This is a genomic window from Vibrio sp. Vb0349 (assembly GCF_033338975.1).
Map to the genome: position 1 here is coordinate 1 of NZ_JAWOTS010000349.1, position 1,150 is coordinate 1,150.

Consider the following 1,150-nt stretch of genomic DNA (forward strand, 5'->3'; position numbering starts at 1 on the left):
ACTTTTGAATAGCCCGAACTCTATTTTTACCTTCTTGCTTCGCTAAATAAACGGATTCATCGGCTGCGCGAATCAAATCGGTGTACGTACTCATGTTTTCTATTCGCTCTGCAACGCCAACACTGATGCTCCCTCTCCATGGTTCATAACACGTTGGTATGAGCATTTGAGACACCTGTTTTCTTACCATTTCCGCAACATGTAACCCGCCGTCCAATCCTGTGTCTGGACAAATAACAAAGAACTCATCACCTCCCAATCTGCACACGATATCATCGCTACGAAAATGATATTTAAGTGCTTGTGCAAGCTCGATTAACACCAAGTCTCCAGCCTCATGCCCACACGTATCATTGACTTGTTTAAAATAATCCGCATCAATCATGATACAAACCAAAGGCAGTGTTTTGTGCTCCGTGTCATCCCAAAGCTTTTTCAACGTTTTGATTGCACTGCGTCGATTAGGAAGTTGAGTTAATGAGTCCGTTAATGACAGTGCTTCCAGCTGCTTATTTGCCGTTAACAACTGGTTCGTTCTTGCTTCTACTTTTTCTTCTAATTCCAAATTGAGTTTTAAGAGATCACGATTACGTTCGGACACTTGAGAAAACAGCGCATTGAGTGCTTCTAGTAATGGCTCGGTAGACGCGTTAGCTTGTTGCTCTTGTTCGCGATAAGCTTCTAAAGGAGAAACGCCTCGTTCGATGGCTTTGATCTGTTTCGCCATATTTTGATCGATGCCAAGAATGTGGTACGCCAACCAATGAATGAGAAAATCCAATAACTGCTCCGCTGATTGCCGATTATCTTCGTTAATAAAACTTTGCATGCTGACAATATCGCCCATAAAAGTGCGATGTACTTGAATATGCTTTTGGAGATGCTCGTGATGAATCCCCACTTCTCTCATTAAATTTTCCTCTTCTTTGAAGTGAAATTCGGCGTAACGAGAGAGTTCAAATAACGCGCTCTGAATATCCGCTATAGAAATCGTGTTTCGCGTCAAAAGTTTGCCGTACTTATTAATAAACTCAACGAGATACTGGTGTTGATCGTCAACATCTTCGATTCCTGTTTCAAAATAGATGTCCCAACGAAATGAATTCAACGTTACTACTCCCAATATCGACGAGTCTATATCAAGTCACTA

The 1,150-nt window shown here is 41.6% G+C and carries 1 protein-coding gene; it reads right to left on the reverse strand.

The window, feature by feature from the left end:
• On the reverse strand, positions 1–1,108 hold a 1,108-nt coding region (locus R7Q47_RS25755), incomplete at its 3' end, for a GGDEF domain-containing protein (protein WP_318090198.1).
• Positions 1,109–1,150 lie beyond the last annotated feature (42 nt).